The sequence below is a fragment of the Sphaerisporangium sp. NPDC051017 genome (assembly GCF_040683095.1).
GTDB lineage: Bacteria > Actinomycetota > Actinomycetes > Streptosporangiales > Streptosporangiaceae > Sphaerisporangium.
Genome location: NZ_JBFBCI010000165.1, coordinates 1 through 1,119, shown reverse-complemented (window position 1 = coordinate 1,119; position 1,119 = coordinate 1). Strand labels below are relative to the sequence as shown.

Here is a 1,119-nt window from a genome sequence, read left to right as displayed (position 1 = left end):
TATTAAGCAGAAATCTTTGATCTAGACGATCTGTGAATCTTGTGGAATGATCACTTCGTGCGAGAGACCGATGGTCGCGGACTCCCCCAAAGCGATCAAGAGCGTGACCGGATGCGGGCAGGTCGCCTTCTGCTGGCCGGACGTAGCGCGGAAGACGTTGCGAAGATCTTTGGCCGGAGCAGGGCGTGGGCGTTCGAGGTGCAAAGGAAGGTCCGCGCGGGCGGACTGGAGGCATTGGTGGCCAAGCCACGTCCGGAAGGGCCTAAGAAGCTCGATGACCGGGCCCGTCAGGAGGTGTTCCGCATGATCCGCGATCACACGCCGCAGGACTTCGGGTTCGACTCGGCTCTGTGGACGCGCGCCATCGTCGCTGACTTGGTGTTTGAGCAGATGGGGATCGACGTCTCGCTGCCGACCGTCGGGAAGATCCTGCGTGATCTGGGACTTTCCCCGCAGCGGCCGATTCATCGGGCGATTGAGCAAAATCCCGAGGCGGTCACCCGGTGGCGGGAGGAGGAGTTTCCAAAGATCCGTTCGGAGGCTCTCCGGGAGGACGCTGAGCTGTGCTTTGGCGACGAGGCTTCGATCCGATCGGACTACCACTCGGGCACTACGTGGGCACCGGTGGGACAAACTCCGATCATCAAAAGCACAGGCGGCAAGGCAACGGTGACCATGCTGTCGGCAATTACGGCTCAGGGCAGGATCGATTTCGACGTGCGGACTGGAACGGTGAACTCCGAGGTGTTCATCGAGTTCTGCAAGAAGCTTCTGGCGAACGCGGCCGGCCGTAAAGTTTACTTGATCGTTGACGGTGCGAGCTCGCACACGTCCAAGATGACCAAGAAGTGGGTTGAGTCGACGGAGGGGCGGTTCAAGCTGTTTATCTTGCCTTCGTACTCGCCTGAGCTGAATCCCGACGAGCTCGTGTGGAAGAACGTGAAGCATGACCAGATCGGGAAGAGCGCACCCAAGAACGCGGCTGACTTGTACTCGAAGGCTATCGGCGCGCTGGAGAATCTGCGACAGTTCCCCGAAATTGTCCGTGCCTTCTTCCGGAAGCCGAACCTCGCCTACATAACTCAATAGATCGTCCAGATCAATCATTTCGTGTTAATA

Annotated in this window: 1 protein-coding gene; it reads left to right on the top strand. The window is 58.7% G+C overall.

What is annotated here, in order from left to right; all coding sequences use genetic code 11:
- Nucleotides 1-57: 57 nt before the first annotated feature.
- The gene (locus tag AB0M95_RS41055; RefSeq protein WP_363777232.1) at nucleotides 58-1,089 is read left to right on the top strand and encodes an IS630 family transposase; all 1,032 of its coding nucleotides are present in this window, start codon (nucleotides 58-60) and stop codon (nucleotides 1,087-1,089) included.
- Nucleotides 1,090-1,119: the final 30 nt, after the last annotated feature.